General features: G+C 63.7%; 14 protein-coding genes. 6 read left to right on the top strand and 8 right to left on the bottom strand.

Going from position 1 to position 15,791, the window contains the following annotated elements:
* The first annotated feature begins 57 nt into the window (after positions 1-57).
* Both Q5H93_RS02680 and Q5H93_RS02675 read left to right on the top strand, forming a co-directional pair.
* Positions 58-2,040 (top strand): AAA domain-containing protein, encoded by a 1,983-nt coding sequence (locus Q5H93_RS02680; RefSeq protein ID WP_305004939.1) that lies wholly within the window; start codon positions 58-60, stop codon positions 2,038-2,040.
* A gap of 261 nt (positions 2,041-2,301) precedes the next feature.
* On the top strand, positions 2,302-2,817 hold the full coding sequence (locus tag Q5H93_RS02675) for an FKBP-type peptidyl-prolyl cis-trans isomerase (RefSeq protein ID WP_305004938.1): 516 nt from the start codon (positions 2,302-2,304) through the stop codon (positions 2,815-2,817).
* A 122-nt stretch (positions 2,818-2,939) separates the two neighbouring features.
* Here the strand turns inward: Q5H93_RS02675 and Q5H93_RS02670 are convergent, their stop codons facing one another.
* A complete protein-coding gene (locus Q5H93_RS02670) occupies positions 2,940-3,536 on the bottom strand; it encodes an acyl carrier protein phosphodiesterase (RefSeq protein ID WP_305004937.1) in 597 nt (198 codons plus the stop codon).
* A 130-nt stretch (positions 3,537-3,666) separates the two neighbouring features.
* Between Q5H93_RS02670 and Q5H93_RS02665 the strand changes: the two genes are divergently transcribed.
* Entirely contained in the window at positions 3,667-4,182 is a 516-nt protein-coding gene (locus Q5H93_RS02665; RefSeq protein WP_305004936.1) for a pyridoxamine 5'-phosphate oxidase family protein, read from the top strand.
* A gap of 169 nt (positions 4,183-4,351) precedes the next feature.
* Complete coding sequence (locus Q5H93_RS02660; protein WP_305004935.1) at positions 4,352-5,077, top strand: spheroidene monooxygenase; 726 nt, start codon at positions 4,352-4,354, stop codon at positions 5,075-5,077.
* 29 nt (positions 5,078-5,106) lie between these two features.
* On the opposite strand, the gene Q5H93_RS02655 is transcribed toward Q5H93_RS02660, so the two are convergent.
* Positions 5,107-6,768, bottom strand: coding sequence for a hypothetical protein (locus Q5H93_RS02655; RefSeq protein WP_305004934.1), 1,662 nt, complete (start codon positions 6,766-6,768; stop codon positions 5,107-5,109).
* Between the two features lie 138 nt (positions 6,769-6,906).
* On the opposite strand from Q5H93_RS02655, the gene Q5H93_RS02650 reads away from it, so the two are divergent.
* The gene (locus Q5H93_RS02650) at positions 6,907-8,517 is read left to right on the top strand and encodes a hypothetical protein (protein WP_305004933.1); all 1,611 of its coding nucleotides are present in this window, start codon (positions 6,907-6,909) and stop codon (positions 8,515-8,517) included.
* Positions 8,518-8,782: 265 nt separating this feature from the next.
* Here the strand turns inward: Q5H93_RS02650 and Q5H93_RS02645 are convergent, their stop codons facing one another.
* On the bottom strand, positions 8,783-9,673 hold the full coding sequence (locus tag Q5H93_RS02645; protein ID WP_305004932.1) for a hypothetical protein: 891 nt from the start codon (positions 9,671-9,673) through the stop codon (positions 8,783-8,785).
* 21 nt (positions 9,674-9,694) lie between these two features.
* Entirely contained in the window at positions 9,695-10,813 is a 1,119-nt protein-coding gene (locus tag Q5H93_RS02640) for a DNA topoisomerase IB (protein WP_305004931.1), read from the bottom strand.
* Positions 10,814-10,987: 174 nt separating this feature from the next.
* Here Q5H93_RS02640 and Q5H93_RS02635 point away from each other — a divergent pair, with 174 nt between their 5' ends.
* Entirely contained in the window at positions 10,988-11,791 is an 804-nt protein-coding gene (locus Q5H93_RS02635) for a M48 family metalloprotease (protein WP_305004930.1), read from the top strand.
* 118 nt (positions 11,792-11,909) lie between these two features.
* Here the strand turns inward: Q5H93_RS02635 and trmB are convergent, their stop codons facing one another.
* The 4 genes from trmB to Q5H93_RS02615 all read right to left on the bottom strand — a co-directional run bounded on the left by trmB (position 11,910) and on the right by Q5H93_RS02615 (position 15,766).
* Positions 11,910-12,578 carry a tRNA (guanosine(46)-N7)-methyltransferase TrmB gene (gene trmB / locus Q5H93_RS02630; RefSeq protein WP_305004929.1) on the bottom strand — a complete coding sequence of 223 codons (669 nt, stop codon included), beginning with the start codon at positions 12,576-12,578 and terminating at the stop codon, positions 11,910-11,912.
* A gap of 94 nt (positions 12,579-12,672) precedes the next feature.
* On the bottom strand, positions 12,673-13,980 hold the full coding sequence (locus Q5H93_RS02625; RefSeq protein ID WP_305004928.1) for a bifunctional folylpolyglutamate synthase/dihydrofolate synthase: 1,308 nt from the start codon (positions 13,978-13,980) through the stop codon (positions 12,673-12,675).
* 216 nt (positions 13,981-14,196) lie between these two features.
* Entirely contained in the window at positions 14,197-15,111 is a 915-nt protein-coding gene (locus Q5H93_RS02620) for a hypothetical protein (RefSeq protein WP_305004927.1), read from the bottom strand.
* Between the two features lie 238 nt (positions 15,112-15,349).
* Positions 15,350-15,766 carry an ExbD/TolR family protein gene (locus tag Q5H93_RS02615; RefSeq protein ID WP_305004926.1) on the bottom strand — a complete coding sequence of 139 codons (417 nt, stop codon included), beginning with the start codon at positions 15,764-15,766 and terminating at the stop codon, positions 15,350-15,352.
* Between the last annotated feature and the right edge of the window lie 25 nt (positions 15,767-15,791).

The following is a 15,791-nucleotide window of genomic DNA, read 5'->3' as shown; positions in this document are numbered from 1 at the left end:
TGTTCTTGCCACCCTTTCCCCGTTTTCGCTGTTATTGCAGCTTCAAACGAAGATATTTTGCCCGAACAACCCGACTACACCGCGCCCTACGCCCTCGAAAAGGAGCTGCGCAACGTCCAGGCCCTGCTGAAACTAGAGCAGGCCGAAGACCTCGAACAATTCAAAATCAAGAACGCCAAGGCCAGCATCTCGGAGCGCCAGCAACGCGGCCTGACCTGGTACCCGGTCACGATTACCAAGGAAGACGTGGGCTTCGGCGGCAAGGTAGTGCTGGAGCTGGAGCGGCCCGCCGGGCAGCAAGGGCTGCACCTGTTTCAGGTGGGCAAGAATGCCGCGCTGTTTGGTAACATTCCCGGCCGCTCGGCCACCGACCGGCCCACGCTCAACGGCGTTATCACCAGCGTGCGGCGCAATAAGCTGCTGCTGGCCACCAATAAGGAAGAGCTGCCCGACTGGCTCGACGAAGGGGGCAAGCTCGGCATCGACCTCACTTTTGATGAAGTGAGCTACCGCGAGATGGACTACGCGCTGGGCAAGGTGATGGGCGCCTACGGCGACCGATTAGCCGAGCTGCGCGATGTGCTGCTGGGTGCCAAGCCTGCCCGTTTCCGTGAAGAAAAAGCCAGCGACTTGTTCTACCCCAGCCCACTGAATGCCTCGCAACTGGCGGCGGTGAAGCACGTGCTGGCGGCGCAGGACGTGGCCATCATCCACGGCCCGCCCGGCACCGGCAAAACCACCACCCTGGTGCAGGCCATTCTGGAAACCATCCGGCGCGAGCGGCGGGTGCTGGTGTGCGCGCCCAGCAACACGGCCGTGGATTTGCTCACCGAAAAGCTGGCTGAGCGCGGCGTCAACGTCATTCGCATGGGCAACCCCTCGCGGGTTTCGGACCTGCTGCTCGACCATACGCTCGACGCCCAGATTATGGCGCACAAGAGCTATAATGAGATGCGCGCCATGCGCCAGACCGCCGACCAATACCGCGAAACCGCCAGCAAGCACGTCCGCAACTTCGGCTGGGAGGAGCAGCAGCAGCGCCGCCAACTGAAGGAGGAAGCCCGCCTGCTCTTCCAGCAGGCCGACGATTTGGAGCGCTACATCACCGAGGATTTGCTGGAGTCGGTGCAGGTGATTACCTGCACCTTGGTAGGCGCCAGCAACCGCGCCATCCGCCACCTCAACTACGAAACGGTGTTTATCGACGAGGCCGCGCAGGCGCTGGAGCCGGGCTGCTGGATTCCCATTGCCAAGGCCCAGCGCGTGGTGCTGGCCGGCGACCACCAGCAGCTGCCGCCCACCGTGAAAAGCGACAAAGCCGGGGCCCTGCGCGAAACGCTATTTGAGAAGTGTATCAAGCGCCAGCCCGAGGTCAGCAAGATGCTGACCGTGCAATACCGCATGCACGAGCAGATTATGCAGTTCTCCAGCGAGCAGTTCTACGAAGGCCGCCTCGAAGCCTACGAAGGCGTGGCCCACGCCGGCCTCGATGCCTACGACCTGCGCTTCGCCCCCGACCTGCCCGTCGAATTCCTGGACACCGCCGGCTTCGGCATGCAGGAAATTACCATCCCCGAAAGCCGCTCCACCGCCAACCCGGAAGAAGCTGACTTACTGCTCAAGCGCCTGGCCCAGCTGCTGGAACCCTACGACGCCGCCGACCACGAAGACGACCCGCTCAGCATCGGCGTCATCGCCCCCTACCGCGCCCAAATCAACTATCTGAAAGATGCGGTTGAGGAAAACGACGAGCTCAGCGGCCTGCTGCTGCACCGGCAGCTGAGCATAGGCACCGTCGATTCATTCCAGGGCCAGGAGCGTGACATCATTGCCATCTCCCTCACCCGCAGCAACTCGCACGGAGAAATCGGTTTCCTCTCCGATATCCGCCGTATGAACGTAGGCATGACGCGGGCGCGCAAGAAGCTTCTGCTTATCGGCGACTCGTCGACGCTGGGGTCGCACCCGTTTTACAAAGCATTTTTGGAGTACGTGGAGCTGATTGGCGGCTACCGCACGGCCTGGGAGCTGCAGGAATAGAACGACAACTCCCCTCCTTGGAAAGGAGGGGATGTGAGGCGCGAAGAGCGCCGGGGGTGGTTCGCCCGTTCGCGCCGTTAGAACGACGCAGTAATTCTTTTGCACCAGCAACCCCCCAGACGCCACCTACCGGCGCGACCGGGCGAACCACCCCCGTCAAGCCTACGGCTTGACATCCCCTCCTTTCCAAGGAGGGGAGTTTCGCCCATTCCCGCACAATTCCCGTACTTCGTCCCACCAATTAACCCTCACTCCTACCCAATGGCTGCCATCAGCGAAAACACCGTCGTCACCATCACCTATGACTTGAGCGTGACCGACGAAAACCAACAGAAAGTCCTCGTAGAATCGGCCGAGGCCGATGCGCCGATGGTATTCATCTTCGGCCTCAGCGGCTTGCCGGAGGAATTTGAGCGCCAGCTCGACGGCAAAAACGCCGGCGACTCGTTCAGCTTCAGCCTCACGCCCGAGCAAGCCTACGGCGAATACGACCAGCAGGCCGTGGTGGAAATTCCCAAGGAAGTATTCCTCATCGACGGCAAGCTGGACGAGGAGATGCTGCAGCCCGGCAACTTCCTGCCCATGGCCGACAACGAAGGCAACCACATGCAGGCCAAAGTGGTAAGCATCGGCGACACCAATGTGCAGATGGATTTCAATCACCCGCTGGCGGGCATGGTGATGCACTTCGACGGCAAAGTGGAATCGGTGCGCCCGGCCACGGCCGAGGAGCTCGACCACGGCCACGTACATGGCGAAGGCGGGCACCACCACTAGACCCTATTTGTTTTCGGCTGACTAGTAGAACTGTCATGCTGAACGCAGTGAAGCATCCTCTCACGCCCAAACGACTGGTTCTGGCGCGAGAGGATGCTTCACTGCGTTCAGCATGACACGTTCTATTTTAACATACTTTCTACCAGTTGTTGTAGCTCCGGGAAAAACTCCCGGAAATCAGCCTCATACGCCGCGTATTTGCGCTGCAGCTCTTCCCCCGCCGTTTCCATGCCCGAGCCGGGCCGGGCGCGCTGGCTGAGGCCGTTGAGAGCACGGTTGATGCCGGCCAGCAAGGCATAGCCGCTTAGCCAGTCGTGCAGGGCCATGTAGTGCAAGGTGCGTTGGGCATGCTCGGGCATCAGGGCTTGCTGCGTTTTAAGCAGCGCGTAGATGCGCTGGGTGAAAGCAGGCAACGACTCCGGCGAATATTCGCGGAAATTATGGGCCAGAAAGTGGTCGAGGAAGATGTCGGATACCACGCCAGCGTACTTGCCGTAGCCAGCTTCGCGCAGGCGCTGGGTGCTGCGGCGCACCACCGGGTGCTGGTCGGTGAAGGTGTCGATGGCGCGGTGCAGGCGGATACCGGCTTGCACGGCGGGCGGGTAGCTTTCGAACTGGCGGCCGGGCACGCTGTCGGCGATGAACTGGCCGACGAGGAGGCCGACATAGTCGGGCGCGGTGGGCGGGCCGGCGAGCAGGAGGTGGGCGAGGAAATTCATGGGGCTGCGGTAGAAACCGACGGGGGTGAGTCAGGTTATTTAACCCCGGGCGCGCACGGGCCGTAAAGGAACGGGCAGCGGCTCGCTGGCGGCTGCTTCTTTCACCTTTCCTAACCAACCACCCATCCGTATGTCATCCGAGAAATCCCCCGTCATTCACGACGTTAACGAGCTGTTTAAGAAAATTGAGAGCGTGCGTATTGCCATGCTCACCACCACCGACGACCAAGGCCAGCTCCGCAGCCGACCGATGGGCACCATTAAGCACGGCAGCGACGGCGCGCTGTACTTCCTCACCGATGCCGACTCGGCCAAGGTATACGAAGTGAACCGCGACCACCAAGTGAACCTGAGCTACGCCAACCCCGACGATAACGTGTACGTGTCCATTTCGGGCAAGGCCAATGCCTACCGCGACGAGGCTAAAATCAAGGAGCTGTGGAGCGAGCCCATGCGCGCCTGGTTCCCAAAAGGCCAGGACGACCCGAACATCACGGTGCTCAAGATTGACATCGACAAGGGCGAGTACTGGGATTCGCCCAGCAGCTTCCTCAGCCAGGCCTATGGCTACGTGCGGGCGCTGGCCACCGGTGAGCGCAGCAAGGACGATGACGTGAACGAGCACGCCCAGGTGCAGGTTAAGTAGGTTTTAGTTATGAGTTTTAAGTTATGAATTATGAGTTGCGGTTCTGATAACTCATAATTCATAATTTAAAACTCATAACTCAATGAAAGGGCCGGGAGCGATTCCGGCCCTTTTCTTTGTAAAGGCGCCCGAACGGATTTCACCGCAGAGGACGCAGAAGATTTCGCAGATGACGCAGAGGCACGGCGGCGCGTTGACGACGCTTACGATTTTTACCCTTCGGCCCGGCAACCGGCGCTGGGGGCTGGCCCAGATGGGCACCTCGCCGCGCCAGCTGCGGCGGGTGGCGGGCCTGCGGTTTTTCCAGCTGCTAGGCAGCGGCGCAGCCAGTGGCTTCGGCAGCTGGCCGAATTTTGACCGCTACGGCTTGCTGGCGGTGTGGGAATCGGCGGCCGCGGCCGAGGCTTTTTTTCAGCAACACCCGCTGTGGCAGGAGTATGAGCAGCGCAGCCGCGAAATGTGGCAGGCACAGCTGGCGCCGCTGAAGGCCCACGGACTCTGGGATGGGCAGCAGCCGTTCGACTGCGGAGCTGCGGCCGAGCTGCCGGCCGATGCCCCCGTGGCCGTGCTCACCCGCGCCGCCATTCGCTGGCGCAAGGTGCCACGCTTCTGGGGTTTCGTGGAGCCGACGAGCGCGGCGCTGGCCACGGTGCCGGGCGTGCGGCTGGCCATCGGGCTGGGGGAGCTGCCGCTGGTGCGGCAGGCCACGTTCAGCATCTGGGACTCGGTGGCGGTCATGCAGCAGTATGCGTACCGCGATGCCCGGCACCGGGAGGTTATTCAGCTCACGCGCAAGGAGCAGTGGTATAAGGAAGAGCTGTTTGCGCGGTTTTGGGTAATCGGAAGTTCCGGAATGATAGATGGGAAGAATCCAGTATCAGGTGTTAGGTTTTAGGTATTCGGATAACGGTTACCCAACACCTATTAATCATCCAGCCGATACCTTTTCAACCAGCTGGCCGCATTATAATTCACGCCTTTATCCGGGTCCATCTTCACGCGCACATCCTTGGGCTTCACTGGGTCGGGGTTGCTGCTGGTATACCAGGTAAGGCCGGAGGAGCCAGCGGTGCCCTGCGCATTTACGTCATCGTGGCCATTGCCGCCGTGGAAACCGATGGCGAAGCCGGGGCGCAGCGGGCCGCGCAGTTCAAACACGTCGTCGCCACCGAGGCCAAATAAATCGACGCGGCGGGTGTGACGCACGTCGAAGGTTTGCTGGCCGAGCAGGCGGGGCCGGATGCTGTCGGCAGTACTGAAAACCTGCACTTTGACGCGGCCGAGGCCCTCGGCGCGGAGGACGAAGCGCTCGGGCGCGTCGGTGCCGATGAGCCAGGCTTCGCGGGCCAGCAGGTGGTAGTATTGCTGGGCCACGCCGGGCAGTTGGGCGCGACGGGCCTGCAGGATGGGCAGGAAATCGGCGGCAATCGACGCCTGGGTTTCGGCGGGGCCGGCGGTGAGGGCGTGCGTGAGGGCGGCATCGGTAAGGCGGCTTTGCAGGGAGTCGGCTTCCTGCTGAAAGTCAGCTTCGCTGAGGTAGGCCAGCAGGGTGCGGTCCATGTTGCGGGCGGCTTCGGTGAGGTCGTCGACCACGCCGGGGCGGATATTCGCCCGGAAGGTCTGGAAGCGCGGGCGGACGCAGGAAATCAGCCAAGTGAGGAGGCCATCGTCGAACTTGAAGAAGGCCTGGTCGCGGTCGCGGGGGATGGGGCGGAACTCGGTGCCGCCGTCGGGCGTGGGGAAGCTGGCCCATCGCCACTGGTCCTCGCGGCGGCTCCAGTCGCCGATGAGCACGTCGAGCAGGCGGGCGCGGAGGTAGGCGCGGGCCGCCACCTGCTGGCTGGGGCGCTGGTGAATGGCCGTGAGCATGTGCGCCGAGCTCACCACCTGGGTCGAGCGGCCGAAGCTGGGCACGGCGCGTTGGTCGCCGTCGGGCCGCTCTTCGAGCAGATAAAGCGCGTGGGCGTAAGCTTTCCGAAACTCGCCCAGCTTAGGGTCATCGGCCAGAAAAACCAGGCGTGGATTGGTATGATACACCCCGGCGGCCTCGGCCAGGCGGGCGGCGATGTAGGCGCCGTAGGGCAGCGAGGCGCTGGTCTGGTCCTTCATGGCGCCGCCCAGCAGGCTGCGCATCAGGCCGGCGGGCAGGGCCTTGCTGGCATCTTTGTCGACGGAGCGCAGCACGTACTCGCGGCCGGTGGCGGGGCTGCGCAGGCGCAGGGTCTGGCTTTGGTAGCTACCGCCGGCCTGCAGCGGCACGAGGCCGCCGGGCAGGGCATTGGCCAGCGTGACCACCGGCACCGTAACCGGGGCGGCCCACACCGCCCGGTAGTGCTCGCCCCAGAAAAACCGGCCGCTGGCCCCGCGCTGATACTCGGGCCCGGCCGCCACCCGCACTGTGGCCGAGTCGGCAGCCCACTCGGGGGAGCCGCCGGCCGTGTTGCGGACCGAGGCGCAGCCCCACAGGCCGACGCCGCTACCGAGCAGCAGTATCCAGGTAAACACGGGAGCAGGAGCAGGCACGGGCAGCTTGTCGGGGAAACGCCGCGCCCCGGCCGGGGCGCGGGCGGCGCCGGTATAGCGCAAAGCCGGGCCCTACGGTTGTGTTCGCGGCGCAGCTTTTCGGGCGGGCCTGCTTTTCAATTAACCAAAATGCGCCCCGGCGCTGACTTTTGCGCCCCGGCTGCGTTTAAGAGCATTCGCACCTCCTTCGCGTAGCCCTGGATGCCTGTTTACCCCACTCCTATTACCCATTTTCTTCGCCTGCTTTTTCTGCTGCTGCTTGCTGGTGGTCTGAGTAATTGTGCCCGGCGCAATTTTGCCCAGGCCGATGCCCGCGTGGGTACGGCCGCAGCCTCTCCCCTTCCCCAAGAAGCTGATTCCGTGCTGGCCACCGCCGGGCGGCACTACGACCGGCACGGCCGGGTGTACCACTGGTTTATGGGACGGCACTACCGGGCAGTGTGGGCCGCCCCGGTGCTGGCGCCGATATTAAACCTGAAAACCGCCGCCCCCGGCGGCCTGCAGGCGGGCAAAGTGGGTGGTGGCTACCAGAGCATCAGCATGACGCTGAACGGCGCCCAGGGCCGCAAGTACGCCCTGCGTGCCCTCGACAAAGAGCCCAGCAAAACCCTGCCCGGCTGGCTGCGCCGCACCTTTCTGCTCAACGTGGTGCGCGATGCCACCGCGGCGGCCAACCCCTACGCCGCCCTCACGGTGCCGCCGCTGGCGGCAGCGGCGGGCGTGGCCCACGCCCGCCCCCGCTTGGTGTATGTGCGCCCCGATGCTGCCGACCTCGGCCCGGCCTCCGAGCGCTTCCGGGGCAAGCTGGCGCTGCTGGAGGAAAAGTTTGAAAGCCCCGCCGACCTCACCCCCGACCTGGCCGGGGCCCGCACGGCCATCGACGGCGAAGACATGCTTAAAAACGTGTACGACAACCCCGCCTACCGCATCGACCAGCCGGCTTTCCTGCGCGCCCGCCTGCTCGACGTGCTCATCGGCGACTGGGACCGGCACGAGGGCCAGTGGCAGTGGGCCGAGTTTCGGCAGCCGCAGGGCCACGTGCTGTACCGCGGCATTCCCAAGGACCGCGACCAAGTGTATTTCCGCCTCGACGACGGCCTGGTGCCCTGGCTGGCCGGGCACGTCGTGGCCACGCAGTTCCAAACGTTTAAACCGAAGTACGGCAATGTGAAGGCCCTCGTGTACCAGGCCCGGTTTATCGACCAGCGCGGCCTCTCGCACCTCACCCGCGCCGACTTCCAGCGCACTGCCCGCGACCTGCAAAGCTGCCTTACGGACTCGGTGCTGGCCCGCGCCGCCCGCTGCTTTCCGCCCGCCGTGTACGCCCTCGAAGGCCCGCGCCTGCAAACCGCCCTGCGCGCCCGGCGCGACGCCCTGCCCCAGGCGGCCGAGGAATTTTACCGCAGCCTGGCCCGCTGCCCCACGCTGGGCGGCACCGCCCAGCCCGAGCGCTTCGTGGTGCGCCGCTTCCGCGACTCCACCACCGTCACGGTGTACTCACCTGCCCTCACTCGCCTCGGCGACGGCGATTCGTTGCGCTTCCGCCGCACGTATTTCGCTGCCGAAACCCGGGAAATTATCCTCGATGGCCTGGGTAGCAGCGACGTGTTCGACATCGCCACGGCCCCCGGCGGGCAGCGCCTGCGCCTGCAGCTCTACGGCGGCGAAGGTCAGGACCGCGTGCGCCGCCAGGGCTCCGGCCGGCGCATCATCTTCTACGACGAGGACGCCGGCGCCACCGCCGCCAACGACCTGCAGCCCCACCTGCCGCGCAAAAACCGCCGGGCCTATAATCGGCTGAACGACGATTAAGAATAAGCTTTTGCTCCAGAACAGCCGCAAAGCGGCGACATGTTGGTAGTACGAATAGCTTCAATCGAGCAAGAGCCGCAAAGCGGCGGCACTCTTTCCTGGAAAAAAGTGCCGCCACTTTGCGGCTCTTGCTACCAAAACCTTTGTAACTACCAACGTGTCGCCGCTTTGCGGCTTGCCTGGTCATGCAAAGGAGTTGAGTTACGCCGCCTCGGCCAGCAAGTGCAGCACCCGCCGCCCGATGCCCGGAAGCAACAACGGCTTCTCAGGCCAGGGGCCGGCCGCCCAGGCAGGCGGCATCGTGCACATCGGCTACTTGCTGGGCTTCGGGGCAACTGGTGCCGGTGCCGAAATCACCCAGCCCCTCGCACACCGAAAACGCCTGACTGCGTTGGGCATACTGCTGCTCCCAAGCGTGCTGCGCGGCCTCCTCCGCGGCGGTTGCAAAAGGGAACGCCACCGGCGGCCGGTGCCAGCCAATGCGCCAGGGCTTGGGGCTCAGGCGGGCCCGGTAGCAGTTCTGGGTCTGGCACAGGCGCACGTATGTCGTATCGGCTCCGAGGGCCGCAAACACGGCTTGCGCCTCGGGGCCGTCGGGCGGCAGCAGCTGGTGCAGCACCAGCAGCCGGTAGCCGCGCAGGGTGCGGTAGAGCCGGAATTTCCAGTCCGGGTGCCCGTCGAGCCAAGCCGACAGGCGCTGCGCCATGGCCTCGGGCGGGGTGAGCGCCACTGGGGGCGCCCCGCCCAGCCGCCGCTGCAGCCAGCCGTAGAGCCGGGGCCCCAGCAGGGCCTCCCACGCCGATGGCCGCAGCGGCGGGCACAAGCCCACGTCGTCCACATCAATAAACATGGTGCGCGGGGCATTGAGCACCCGGCTGCCGTAGCCATTGCGGGTGATGGCGGCCAGCAGCTCGCCCTGGCTGTCGTAGAGGCGCTGCTCGAGCTGCTCGCGCAGCGGGCGCTCGGTGGTGGGGTACTCATTTAGCGACTGACCGGCCTGCAGGCGGGCTTGCCGGGCCAGCAGTATCTGCTGGCCGGCGGCTTGGGCGGCGGCGGGGCTGTCGTCGCTGCCGCCGTAGCCGATGAGGTGGTAAGGTTGGCCGTCGGCCCGCTGACAGTCGAGGCTGACGCGGGCCCAGTAATCGTAGAGTAGCATGTTGAACTTAAGCGGCGAAAGTTACGCCGCCTCGGCCAGCATGCGCAGCACCAGCCGCTCGGTGCCCGAGAGCGGGTCGTCGGGAGTGTTGGTAGCGTTGTGCTTGCGCAGAAACTCAATCAGCTGGCCCGCCTTAAATAATTCGACCACCTGCGGGTGAATGTAGTATTTCGAGCACACGGTGGGCGTGTTGCCGAGGCCGGCGGCCACATCCTTCACGGCTTTTTTGATGACTTTTTCAGGCGCCAGGTCGGGCTCGGCATCGAGCACAGCTTCCAGGCATTTCACCATTTTCACGGTGCCGCCCCAGGTACGGAAGTCTTTGGCCGAGAGGGCCAGGCCGGTGTGGCGGTGCAGGTAGTCGTTCACGTCGCCCGATTCCAGGGCGTGGCGCTGGCCGTCGGCCGAGTAGTACTGAAAGAGGTGCTGGCCGGGAATTTCCTTGCACTTCTTCACCAGCCGGGCCAGCTTGCGGTCGTGCAGGGTCACGTCGTGCGGCACGCCCTTCTTGCCCACGAAGGCAAAGCGCACGTCGCCCCCGTCGAAACTGACGTGGTTGTCTTTAAGCGTGGTGAGGCCGTAGCTGGGCTTGGCCTTGCCGTTTTTCTTCGCGTATTCCTTGTTGCCGACGCGGATAAACGACCGGTCCATGAGCGTCAGCACGAGGGCAATGACCTTCTCGCGGTCCAGCTCGCGGCGGTCGAGGTCCTGGCGCAGCTGCTGGCGCAGCGGGGCCAGCTGCTCGCCAAAAGTGCGCAGGCGCGAGAACTTGGTGAGGCTGCGGGCCGTGTCCCAGGCCGGGTGGTAGCGGTACTGCTTGCGGCCGGCGGCGTCGTGGCCGGTCACCTGCAGGTGGGTGTTGGGCGAGGGCGAAATCCAGACCTCCGTCCAGGCCGGCGGAATGACGAAGCTGGCAATGCGGGCCAGGGTTTTCTCGTCGCTGATTTGCTGACCTTTGGCATCAAAGTAGGTGAACTTGTTTTCGCCGGCCGGCTTGCGCGTGAGGCCGGGCCGGTCGTCGGTGGCGTAGCGCAGGCCGGCCAGCTCGGCCTGCCGGGCGGGGTCTTTGTAGATGATGTGGGCTTCCTCCTGGGGCAGGAGCTGCTTTTTGCGGGTTTTGGGGCGGGGCAAATCTGGCATGATAGTAGGAACGGGGCCCGACCAGCAGCGGCCGGGCCGGTTTCTACGCAAACCGGGCGGCGGCGGTCGGCCCCGCCGGCCAACGTCCGGTTGCGGCGCCCGTATGAGGTTCCAAACGGCCGTTCCGGCAACGTCCGCTAGCTTTGTTTCCCCCAATTACCCTTTTCTTATCGCATGATTTTCTCGCGCAAAACATTCTTAGCCGCCGCTACCACCCTCACCCTGGCCCTCGGGGCCTGCTCCAAAGACGGCGACGGCGTGCTGCTCTTCTCCGTGGAAGACGACATTGCCCTCGGCGCCCAGGTAGCCCACGAAACCGATTCCATCTATGCCGCTAAGGGCCAGCTGCTGCAGCGCAGCACGAATGGCACCGCCTACGCCGCCCTCGACCGCATCGTGAAGCGCGTGCTCGACAACGGCCAGCTTCAGCACCGCACCGACTTCGTGTGGGACGTTAAAATCATCAAGGACGACTCCACGCTCAACGCCTTCGCCTCGCCCGGCGGCCACATCTACGTGTACTCGGGCCTCGTGAAATACCTCGACCACGAAGACCAGCTGGCCGGCGTGCTGGGCCACGAAATCGCCCACGCCGACCGCCGTCACACCTCGCGCCAGCTGCAGCAGCAGTACGGTATTTCGCTCCTGCTCAGCATCCTGGTGGGCGACAACCCCGGCCAGCTCACCCAGATTGCGGCCGGGCTCGGCCAGCTCAAGTTCAGCCGCGACTTCGAGCGCGAAGCCGACAAATACTCCGTTATCTACCTCAACGGCACCTCGTATGCCTGCGACGGCGCCGCCGACTTCTTCATCAAAACCCAGGCCTCGGGCCAGACCTCGGGCACGCCCGAGTTCCTCAGCACCCACCCCGACCCCGGCGGCCGGGTGGCGGCCATCCAAGGCGAAGCCGCTACGCTCGGCTGCGCCAACCGCACCACCGCCGACACCGACTTTGACACCCTGAAAAGAGCCCTTTAGGCCTCCCTGTTGATAGTGGCGGGCCGCCACTGTTGTCCCGAGATAGTCGGAGGAGCAGTGGCGGCCCGCCACTGTCATCCAAGCGTGGTCGTACGAGCAGTGGCGGATTTTACGCCCCCTACCCGTCCAGCCGAAACCGCACGTATTTAATCGGCACGCCAATGGCCCGGTATTTCCCCTCAAAGTTGGTCTGAATGGCCTGCGCCTCGGCAAAACCGGGGTCGGTTTCGGCGTAGAGGTCGCGGGTCTGGGCCAGTATCACCGCGCCGGGGCGCTCGGCCAGCACTTCCAGCGTATAGTCGTAGAGGCCCTCGTTGTCGGTTTTGAGGTGCAGCAGCCCGCCGGGCGCCAGCAGCTCCACGTACTGGTTCAGGAAGCGCGGCGACGTGAGCCGGCGCTTGATGTCGCGGTCGCGCGGCCGGGGGTCGGGAAAGGTAATCCAGATTTCACTCAGTTCGCGGGCGCCAAACTGGGCCGTTAGCGCCTCGGCCCGCATGCGTACGAAGCCCACGTTGCGCAGCCCCAGCGCCTCGGCCCGCGTGCTGCCCCGCCAGATGCGCTCGCCCTTGATGTCGAGCCCCAGAAAGCTCTTCGCCGGGTAGCGTTGGGCCAGGCCCACGGTGTATTCGCCCTTGCCGCAACCCACTTCCAGCACGATAGGCTGGTCGTTTTTAAAAAAATCGGCCGCCCAGCGCCCGCCCAGCTGCTCGTATTCGGGCTTGCCAGGTTCAATGATGTCGGGGCGGGTAGCATTATCAGCGAAGCGTTGGAGTTTGACGCGGGACATTTAATTCAATTAGCAATTAATAATTGGCAATGAACAATCAGGGCTTTTGCCCGGCGGAAGAACTGCTCACCTGGCATTGTTCATTGCCAATTGCTCATTGCTCATTAAAATCCACTTCCGCCACCACGAAGGTACTGCCGCCGATAAAGACGACGTCATTGGGCCCGGCGGCGGCCCGCGCCGCCGCCACTGCCGCCGCCACCGAGCCATAGTTACGCCCGCGCAGCCCCAGCGCCTGGGCCTTGGCGGCCAGCTCTTCCCCCGGCAGCGCCCGCGGGATATCGGCCTGGCAGAAATAATAAATGCCCTCCGACGGCAGCAAGGCCAGCACTGGCCCGGGGTCCTTGTCATTCACGGTGCCGATGACGAGGTGCAATTTTTTATAGTGGAGTTTCCGCAGCTGCTGCACCACCAAGCGGATACCGGCTTCGTTGTGGCCCGTATCGGCGATTACCAGCGGCTGCTGGCCCAGGATGCTCCAGCGCCCGTGCAGGCCCGTCAGCTGCGTCACCTCGCGCAGGCCCCGGCGCACGGCCGCTTCGGGCAGCGCGAAGCCCTGGCGGCGCAGCTCGTCGAGCGTGGCCAGCACGCCGGGCAGGTTCAGGCGCTGGTAGTCGCCCAGCAGGCCCAACTCCACGTTTTCCAGGTACGGCTGGCCATCGCGGCTCACTTGCAGCAGCTGAATACCCGTTGCGGCGGCTTCGCCAGCGGCCAGCTCGGCGCGGTAATGCGCATCGGCAAACGTAAGGGGCGCGCTTTCGGCCGCCGCCTTTTGCTCAAACACGGTCCTCACTTCGACCTGCGTCTGGCTCACCACCACCGACACGCTGGGCTTGATGATTCCCGCCTTTTCCCCGGCTATTTCGGGCAGCGTGTTGCCCAGCATGGCCTGGTGGTCGTAGCTGATGTTGGTGATGAGTGACACCATCGGCGTGATGATATTCGTGGAATCGAGGCGCCCGCCCAGGCCCACTTCCACCACCGCCACATCTACCTCGCTTTCGGCAAAGTACGAGTAAGCCAGCGCCACGCACATCTCAAAAAACGACGGCTGCACTTCTTCAAATAGCGGCCGCCACTGCGCCACCCAGCTCACCAGGTAATCGGGCGCCAGCTCGGCCCCATTCAACCGAATGCGCTCGGTAAACTCCCGCAAATGCGGCGAGGTGTAGAGCCCTACCCGGTAGCCCGCCGCCTGCAGCACCGCCGCCACCAGGTGCGAGCTGCTGCCCTTACCATTGGTGCCCGCCACGTGCACGCTCCGAAAGCGCCGCTCGGGATGGCCCATGGCTTCGGCCAGCGCCAGGGTGTTGCCCAGCCCTTTTTTGAAGCCCGCCGCCCCCACCCGCTGGTACATCGGGAGCTGCGCGTAGAGGTAGGCCAGGGTTTCAGAGTAAGTCATTTTCTGCAACATATAGTGAGCCGCAAAGCGGCGGCACGTTGGTAGCCGGGGTGTTCTGAATAGAACAGATGTAGCATGCAATAGCAAGACAGAGCCGCAAAGCGGCGGCACTTCTCGCTAGGAAATGATGCCGCCGCTTTGCGGCTCTGTCTTGCTATTGCATGCTACATCTACCAACGTGGCGCCGCTTTGCGGCTTGTTGGCATCATAAATTACTTAGTGGACCGAGAAGCGGAATGTGTAGAAACCGGTAGCTCCGCCCGAACCCGAGTTCGTACGAATAAAGTTTGCATTCAGCAACTTGTCGCGGCACAATTTCTCCTGCTGCGGCGTCACATTGCCCGACACCTTGGTTACCGATTCCACCTCGCCGTCCTCCGATATTTTGATTTTGAATTTGACAACCCCCGGGTTGTCATCAATGGCTTCCACCCGGGGCGTATTGTCGAAGCGCCAGCCGCTCATGTCGAGGCCGTCACCATCGCCCGCGCCGCGGCCGCGGCCGTTGCCGCCGCCATCGCCGCCGCCAGTGCCATTGCCGGCACCATACAGGGCTTTGGAGTCGAGCGAGCCGTTGGGGTCGCCCTGGTCGCCCACTTTGCCCGGACGGTCACCATTGTTGTTGCCCGTAGGCGCGTTGCTGGTGCCATTGGTACCCGTACCACCACCATTAGCGCTGCCATTGGGGTTGAAAGCCACGGCCACCTGGCGCTTGGGCTTCGGCGTCACTTTCACCTCTTCCTTCGGCGGGGCCGGATTTTCTACCACGGGAGCCGATACCGGGCTTTCCTCGGCGTCGGAGGTGATGGTCTGGGCCTCGCTGGGCGGCGTGGGGTCGGTTTCCTGCGTGGTGGGCGTGGGCTGCGGGTCAGGACTCTGGGCCGGGGGCTTGCTGTCCTCGCGGTTGTCGGAGGCGTTGGCGGCGGCGGTGGTTTGCACGTCGCCCGAGCCTTCGGAATCGAGGCCGTAGTTCAGCTCCACGTCGCCGCCGCCGCCGGTTTCAAAGGTTTCGAGCGGCGGGTTGGGGCCGTTGAACTTGGCGAAGAAAAACAGCAGCACCAGCAGCACGTGCAGCACGATGGTGCCAATGAGGGCTTCGCGGCGGTGCTGTTCGGGATAATCTATAGCCATGACGAATGCTCGTTAATGGGTCGGGTAAGGGTAACGACGCGGCGGGTGAGTTTAGTTGCGCCGTTGGCTGGGGTGCTGATGCAGAAAGTAGGCCGATTGCACAGCGAAAATGGAAAAAGAACTGTCATGCCTTATCTGGCGTACACGCAGTGAAGCATCTTATCACGGCTGAACGGCTGGTTCTGGCGTGAGAGGATGCGTCACTGCGTGTACGCCAGATAAGGCATGACAACCAGTTTTATCGGCCAGCGGCCTTTTCGGCCTGCGTAGCCATCACCATTTTAATTTTCAAGCGGTTGCCCATTTCCAGGATATCCACCAGCTTCTGCACGTTCAACGAAGCATCGACGCGCAGCACCACGGTGGGCACGTCCAGGTTATTGCTGCCAATGAGGGCGCGGAGCTCGTTTTCGAGATTAGCGCCGTTCACCGGCTTCTTGTTCACGTAGTATTCGCCAGCGGCGTTCACGCTCACGGTGATGGGTTGTTTCATCACCGCCACGTGGCTTTTGGCCGAAGGCAGCAGGAGCTTGATGACGTTGGGGTTCACCATCGTACTCACAATCAAAAAGAACAACATCAGGAAAAACATGATGTCGTTCATGGCGCCCGTCTCAACGTGAGACGAAGCGCGGCGGCGGCGGGAGAAATTCATGTAAGGAGTTATGAGTTTTGAATTA

The sequence above is a fragment of the Hymenobacter aranciens genome (genome assembly GCF_030580865.1).
Taxonomy (GTDB): domain Bacteria; phylum Bacteroidota; class Bacteroidia; order Cytophagales; family Hymenobacteraceae; genus Hymenobacter; species Hymenobacter aranciens.
This window is presented reverse-complemented; position numbering and strand designations above follow the sequence as displayed.